Genomic DNA, 6,966 nt, shown 5'->3' on the forward strand with positions numbered 1-6,966 from the left:
TTAGGGACTGGCACTTGAACTGGAGGAGCTAGAAGAGCTGGAGGCCTCTCCGCTAGTTCCCTCTTCGCCGCTAGTGCTAGAGTGAAATTGTTCTGGGTGAAGTGCTCGATAACTTGGTGAATTAAAGAGATCCACAGAAGATACACCGCCACGTTTGGAATAAAGGCTAGTCGATTGATCACCTTTTTCTTTCTCAATGGCCTTGAGGGCTTTCAAAGAGTTGATGTAGTTGTAATCATCAGGATTGACTTTTCCTAGGTTATTGCCCGTATAAAAGCGGAACAGGTCCCCTGTCTGAATAGCATCGCTCATTTTCAGTTGTGTATTTGCAGCTGTTCGGATAGCCTCTAGTTCAGCTGTTGTTGACTCGTCTGGCAGAGTGATCTCCTCACCAGTTTGTGTGTTGTAAATGCGGCCGCTATAACTTGTGTATTTTGGTGTTACAAAGTTATTGGTTGAGCGGAAGGCCACGATTTGCTGGTGCTGAGGTGAGAGGAGGTCTTGCCCGACTTGGAGGTAATTTTTGGAGTCAATCCCCAATAAATGCTCCAAGGTTGGCAGCATATCGATTTGTCCGCCAAAGGTATCGATGATTTTTCCCTTTTCCATTCCAGGTATCACGACCATGTATGGCACTCTCTGCAACATGGCGTTGTCGTAACTAGACCATGTCTCAGAATTTTTATTGATCAAAGGTGCCAAAGCTGGATTACGAGAATTAGAAATTCCATAGTGGTCACCGTAAAGGACGATGATTGAATTTTCATAGAGTCCAGATTCTTTCAGGTAGTCAAAGAAGGCTTTGACAGCGGAGTCGAGGTAGTTTGCTGTTGCAAAATAGCCATTTATGGTTTCGTCTTTGGTATCTGCCAGTGGGAAACCAATCTCATCGCCAATCAGACTGGTCGTATAAGGATAGTGATTAGAGACGGTAATGTATTTCGCATAGAAAGGCTGTTGCAAATGTTCCAGATACTTGATGGAATCTTTGAACATAATTTTATCGTTCAAGCCATACTGGAAGGAGTTGGTCTCATCTTGCTTGGTAAAGTAGGACGCATCAAAGAAATAATTATAACCCCATTGCTTGTAAGCAGTGTTGCGGTTCCAGAAACTACCTGTATTTCCATGGAAAACTGCAGATGTGTAGTCTCCATTTTTTGATAGGATAAAAGGTGCTGCCTGTTGGGTATTGGTACCGCCGTAGTTTACCATGAAGGAGCCTTGGTTGAGACCAAAGAGACCCGTTTCAATCATGGTTTCCGCGTCAGAAGTTTTTCCAGCCTTGACCTGGTTAAAGATGTTTGAAAAGGCTAAAGTAGAGTTGGAGTGGTAAAGGGAGTTGAGAAAAGGCGTAACCTCGTATTCCTTGCCCTCCATCTGTAGTTTATAATCAATCAGAAACTGCTGGAAGCTCTCTAGATGGACATAGATAACATTGCGACCTTTGGCAATGCCGTAGTATTCAGAGTTCGGCTCGGCATAGTGGGATTGGATATATTGTTGAACGGGTTCTAAATCCTTGGCAGAGGCTTTGGAACGCTCTTTATTAGCAGCATAGGTTTGATTGGCACTGTAGCCGAGAAAGGCGGGAAGACCAAGAGCGCGAACGACATAGTAATTTGAAAATCCGCGTGTCAGGAGCTCAGGACGATCAATTTCTGCTAAGAAAAGATTGGCCGAAAAGAGCATCGCTGACAGGGATGTCACGGCAAAGCTGGCGCGGAAATTAAACCTACGATGATCCAAGCGGATATACTTTTTATAAAAAAGCCAGCCCAGAATTGGGAAATCAATGATATAGATAGCATCCCAAGGGCGGAAGAGCTCCATGGCTGCGGCTCCGAGACCTGCAGACACCTTGCTAGAGGCTAACACGGTATTGACTGTCACAAAGTCGGTAAACTCACGGTAGTAGATGGAGTTTGAGACCAACCAGACAAAGAGCATGATGTAGATAGCCGTGCTGACACAATAAAAAAGCTTAGTCGGCTTGATATAAAGAGCGAGTCCAATCAGTAAAAGTCCAATTGGGAAAGGGTTAATCAGAGCCAGAAAAATTTGATAGGCTCCTTGAATATCTAAATTAAAATCAACGGTATAAGCCCACATGGTTTTTAACCAATAAATCGTGAGCAAGCTCAAGACGAAACCGAGCCTTGTACTCATAAAATTGAGTAAATTCTTGGTTATTTTTTTCACAGAAAGATACTTCCTTGTCTTATTTCCTAAAAATTCTCTTTTTCTAAGTATATCACAATTTTTTAAGTTGAGGAAAAATTGAGGTGATTTAGTGCTTAGTTTATTTTATTTGTAAAGTAATTTAGAATAAGGGTAATCATTTCCTAACTTCAAGATTGTTCGCAAACATACCTAAGATTAGACAGGATTTGTTTCATGATAGATGGTGGAAAGTGGAAGTAGGAAGATTTTTTATCAAAAGTCCGCCTGATAGGGTGGACTTTTATGATAGCAAATGTTGAAAATTTCTTCTACTAAAACAAGATTATGTGAAAATAATAAATATGCTTTGAGAATTTTCACAATATTTGGTATAATAATGCTTATGAAGAAACTTACTGTTAATAAGCAGACAGAGGAAAAGTTGAGAAAAGGAATTTTAGTTCTAGATAAGAATGATTTTCCAACTCTCTCATTCATCGATCAATGTGTGGAATTGCATAGTCAGCAGGGAAAGTTTTTGGGAACGGCTTATCTCTCCTTACAAAATAAGGGACTTGGCTGGCTGATTTCCTATGCTAAGGTAGAGCTGAACTCAGCTTTCTTTCAGCATTTGTTTGAAAAAGCTAAAGACAAGCGTTTTTATTACCGTCATGCGGAGGATACGACAGCCTATCGCCTGTTTAACCAAGAAGGTGACGGTTTTGGCGGTTTTACAGTTGATGTCTACGAGAAATATGCTGTTTTCTCTTGGTACAATTCCTTTGTTTTTTCAATCAAGGATCAGATAGTGGATGCTTTCCAGCAGGTCTTTCCTGAGGTCTCTGGAGCTTACGAGAAGACTCGCTTCAAGGGTTTGGACTATGAGTCTGCCCATCTCTACGGAGCAGAAGCGCCAGCCTATTTTACGGTTTTGGAGAATGGCGTTCGCTATCAAGTCTTCATGAATGATGGCCTGATGACTGGGATTTTTCTGGATCAGCATGAGGTGCGGGGGAGTCTGGTTGACGGCTTAGCTAGCGGAAAAAGTCTGCTCAATATGTTTTCTTATACAGCAGCTTTCTCGGTGGCAGCTGCCATGGGCGGTGCTAGTCAAACAACTTCGGTGGATTTGGCCAAACGTAGCCGCGAGCTTTCCCAAGCGCATTTTGAAGCCAATAGTTTGGATTTAGAGCCGCATCGTTTCGTTGTCATGGATGTCTTTGATTACTTCAAATACGCCAAGCGTCACGAGTTGAAATATGATGTGATTGTCCTTGATCCGCCGAGCTTTGCTCGCAATAAGAAACAGACTTTCTCTGTTGCGAAAGATTATCATCGTTTGGTGGCTCAGGCCTTGGAAATCTTGAGTCCGAATGGAATATTGATTCTTTCGACCAACGCAGCTAATGTTTCTAAAAGTAAGTTTAAAAAAGAAATTGAAAAAGGATTTGCAGGAGTTCCTCACCGCTATCTGGCGGAATATGGTCTACCAGCAGACTTTGTATACAATAAGAAAGATGAGAATAGTAACTACCTCAAGGTATTTACAATTAAGGTGGACAAATGAAATTAGTCGTTTCAATCATGCCCAGAAGTTTAGAAGAGGCTAAAGCAATTGATGTGAGTCGTTATGATGATGCTGACATTATCGAATGGCGCGCGGACTTTTTGCCGAAAGAGAGCATTCTCAACGTTGCTCCTGCTATTTTCGAGAAATTTGCTGGCCGTGAATTGCTCTTCACGCTGCGAAGTCGAGGAGAAGGTGGCGAAATTGAACTGTCAGATGATGAATATGTTGCTCTTATCAAAGAAGTAGCCAATTTTTATTCGCCAGACTATGTTGATTTTGAATACTATTCGCATAAAGATAAATTCGAAGAAATGCTCGAGTTTCCAAATTTAGTTCTCAGTTATCATAATTTTGAGGAAACGCCTGAAAATATGATGGAAATTTTGTCAGAATTGACAAGTTTGGCACCAAAAGTGGTCAAAGTTTCTGTCATGGCGCATAATGAGCAGGATGTCTTGGATCTGATGAACTACACTCGTGGATTTAAGATTTTGAATCCTGAGCAAGAGTATGTAACGATTTCTATGGGAAAAGTCGGAAAGATTTCTCGGTTAGCTGCAGATTTGACAGGTTCGAGCTGGTCTTTTGCTAGCGTTGAACAGCCGAGTGCACCGGGCCAGGTTTCCCTCGCAAACATGAAGGTTGTTCGGGAGATTTTAAATGAAAATTGATGGCCATACTCGTCTAGCAGCAGTGGTTGCTAAGCCGATTAAGCATAGCATTTCACCATTTATTCATAATACAGCCTTTGAGAAGACTGCTGTCAATGGTGTCTACCTTGCTTTGGAAATTGGAGCAGAGGATTTAGAGGCGACCATTGCTAATATCCGAAGGTATAATATGTTTGGGATAAATTTGTCAATGCCCTACAAGCAGGAAGTCATCCAATATCTTGATGAATTGGCTCCCAGCGCTCGTCTTATCGGGGCTGTGAATACAGTGGTGAATAAAAATGGTACATTGATAGGATATAATACGGATGGCAAGGGATTTTTTAAGAGCTTGCCGTCTTTTGCTATTCAGGGCAAAAAAATGACCATTTTAGGTGCTGGAGGAGCCGCGACAGCTATTATCGCTCAAGCTGCTTTGGATCAGGCAGAAGAAATCTTTGTCTTTACTCGGCAGTCTTCTTATGATAAGACTGTCAGCAAGATGGCAGTTATCAGCCGCCAGACTAAGAGTAGGATTCATGTTTTGAACTTAGAAGACTTGGCTATCTTGCAGGATAAAATCAACCAGTCAGACCTTCTGGTCAATGGAACAAGTGTGGGTATGGATGGAAAAACTTTGCCATTAGCTGAAAGTGTTCAGCTGCCGAGCCAGATTTTAGTCGCGGATGTGATTTATAAACCTTTTGAAACACCTTTTTTAAAGTGGGCTCGAAGTCAGAAGGTAGAGGCAGTGAATGGTCTAGGTATGTTGCTTTATCAGGCAGCAGAAGCTTTTGAGCTTTGGACCGGTCAATCCATGCCCTGTCAGGAAATTTGGCAGCAGCTGGAAGCTCTGTATAAATAGTCACTCATACTCAGCTCCTTTATGGTTGGAGCAGGAAAAAACAAGGAGGTACTTATGAAATTGAATGTAAATCTCCCCCATCATCCCTATGACATTGTAATTGAAAAGGGGTCTTTATCTCAGGCTGGCAGCTGGCTGAGTCAGCTTTGGCAGCCTCAAAAAGTAGTTATCATCACGGACAATCGGGTGGCTCGACTCTATGCGGAAAAGGTCAAGCTAAGCTTAGAAGCAGCTGGGTTTGAGACTTTTGTCTTTGACTTTTTGGAGGGCGAAGCCAGCAAGAACTTAAAGACGGTCAACAAGGCCTATGAATTCTTGGTCAAAGTTGGTCTGACCCGTAGTGACGGCATTGTAGCCTTGGGTGGTGGCGTTGTTGGTGATTTGGCAGGATTTGTTGCTTCAACCTATATGCGGGGCATTCATTTCGTGCAGGTTCCGACCAGTCTGACAGCTCAAGTGGATTCCTCTATCGGCGGTAAGACAGGTGTCAATACACCCTGGGCCAAGAATATGGTCGGCACTTTTACCCAGCCTGACGGAGTTCTGATTGACCCTGAAGTCTTGCATACTTTGGGCCAGCGGGAACTGATTGAAGGCATGGGCGAGGTGGTCAAGTACGGCTTGATTGAGGATAAGGAACTCTGGGATGAGCTTTCAGAAATGGATGGCAGTCCTGAGTCGATTTTGGAGCATGCGGAGAGCATCATCTACCATTCCTGCGATGTCAAGCGTAAGATTGTGGTCGAGGACGAGCTGGATAATGGCGTCCGCCTCTATCTGAATTTCGGCCATACTATTGGGCATGCTATTGAAGCAACAGCGGGCTATGGAAAAGTCATGCACGGTGAAGCCGTGGCGATTGGCATGGTACAGGTTTCCCGCGTCGCTGAAAAGCAAGGCCTTATGCCAGCTGGGATTACAGAAGACATCATCCATATGTGTCAGAAGTTTGGCTTGCCGGTGGATTACCAGTCTTGGGATGAGAAGGCTCTCTATCAGGCCCTGACCCATGATAAGAAGGCTAGAGGCAACTCTATCAAGCTGGTCCTAGTACCCGAGCTAGGTTCAGCCTGTATTCACCAGATTCCGCTGGAAGAGATGAAAGAATTTCTGAAGAAATAAGTGCCAGATGGAGTTTAAGACGATTGGACAGTTTAGATAAAAAAAGACAGAATGTCCAGTTTTTCCATCCCAGAAATAGGAGAAAATGTATGAGATATTTAACAGCAGGAGAATCCCACGGACCACGTCTGACAGCTATTATTGAGGGAGTGCCGGCTGGTCTTCCTCTGACCGCTGACTATATCAATGCTGAGCTCAAGCGCCGTCAGGGTGGGTACGGCCGTGGTGCCCGCATGAAGATTGAAAGCGACCAAGTCGAGATTACGTCTGGAGTTCGTCATGGCTTGACTATGGGCGGTCCGATTACTCTCAATGTCACAAATCTCGATCATCAGAAGTGGCTGGAGATTATGAGTGTGGGAGATGTGGATGAAAAGAAAAAAGGGCTACGCAAGATTACCAAACCACGCCCTGGCCATGCTGACTTGGTTGGCGGCATGAAATATCGCTTTGACGATTTGCGAAATTCCCTAGAGCGTTCTTCCGCCCGTGAAACGACCATGCGTGTAGCAGTCGGAGCAGTAGCTAAGCGTTTGCTGGAAGAAATCGGTGTAGAGGTAGCCAGCCATATCGTAACCTTCGGCGGCATTGATATT

At 43.7% G+C, this 6,966-nt stretch carries 6 protein-coding genes; 5 read left to right on the forward strand and 1 reads right to left on the reverse strand.

Annotated features, from left to right (window positions below):
- The gene (locus tag SCRDD08_RS04955; protein WP_061422683.1) at positions 1-2,202 is read right to left on the reverse strand and encodes an LTA synthase family protein; all 2,202 of its coding nucleotides are present in this window, start codon (positions 2,200-2,202) and stop codon (positions 1-3) included.
- A 364-nt stretch (positions 2,203-2,566) separates the two neighbouring features.
- Here SCRDD08_RS04955 and SCRDD08_RS04960 point away from each other — a divergent pair, with 364 nt between their 5' ends.
- The 5 genes from SCRDD08_RS04960 to SCRDD08_RS11885 form a co-directional block, all read left to right on the forward strand.
- On the forward strand, positions 2,567-3,730 hold the full coding sequence (locus SCRDD08_RS04960) for a class I SAM-dependent rRNA methyltransferase (RefSeq protein WP_061423267.1): 1,164 nt from the start codon (positions 2,567-2,569) through the stop codon (positions 3,728-3,730).
- A complete protein-coding gene (gene aroD, locus SCRDD08_RS04965; protein WP_061422684.1) occupies positions 3,727-4,404 on the forward strand; it encodes a type I 3-dehydroquinate dehydratase in 678 nt (225 codons plus the stop codon). Before SCRDD08_RS04960 ends, aroD begins: the two co-directional genes overlap by 4 nt.
- Positions 4,394-5,248 carry a shikimate dehydrogenase gene (locus tag SCRDD08_RS04970; RefSeq protein ID WP_061422685.1) on the forward strand — a complete coding sequence of 285 codons (855 nt, stop codon included), beginning with the start codon at positions 4,394-4,396 and terminating at the stop codon, positions 5,246-5,248. Before aroD ends, SCRDD08_RS04970 begins: the two co-directional genes overlap by 11 nt.
- Before the next feature lie 54 nt (positions 5,249-5,302).
- On the forward strand, positions 5,303-6,370 hold the full coding sequence (gene aroB / locus SCRDD08_RS04975) for a 3-dehydroquinate synthase (RefSeq protein ID WP_061422686.1): 1,068 nt from the start codon (positions 5,303-5,305) through the stop codon (positions 6,368-6,370).
- Between the two features lie 89 nt (positions 6,371-6,459).
- A partial coding sequence (locus tag SCRDD08_RS11885) for a chorismate synthase (protein WP_231089331.1) occupies positions 6,460-6,966 on the forward strand: 507 nt, incomplete at its 3' end.

This window comes from Streptococcus cristatus, assembly GCF_001578775.1.
GTDB classification, from domain to species: domain Bacteria; phylum Bacillota; class Bacilli; order Lactobacillales; family Streptococcaceae; genus Streptococcus; species Streptococcus cristatus_A.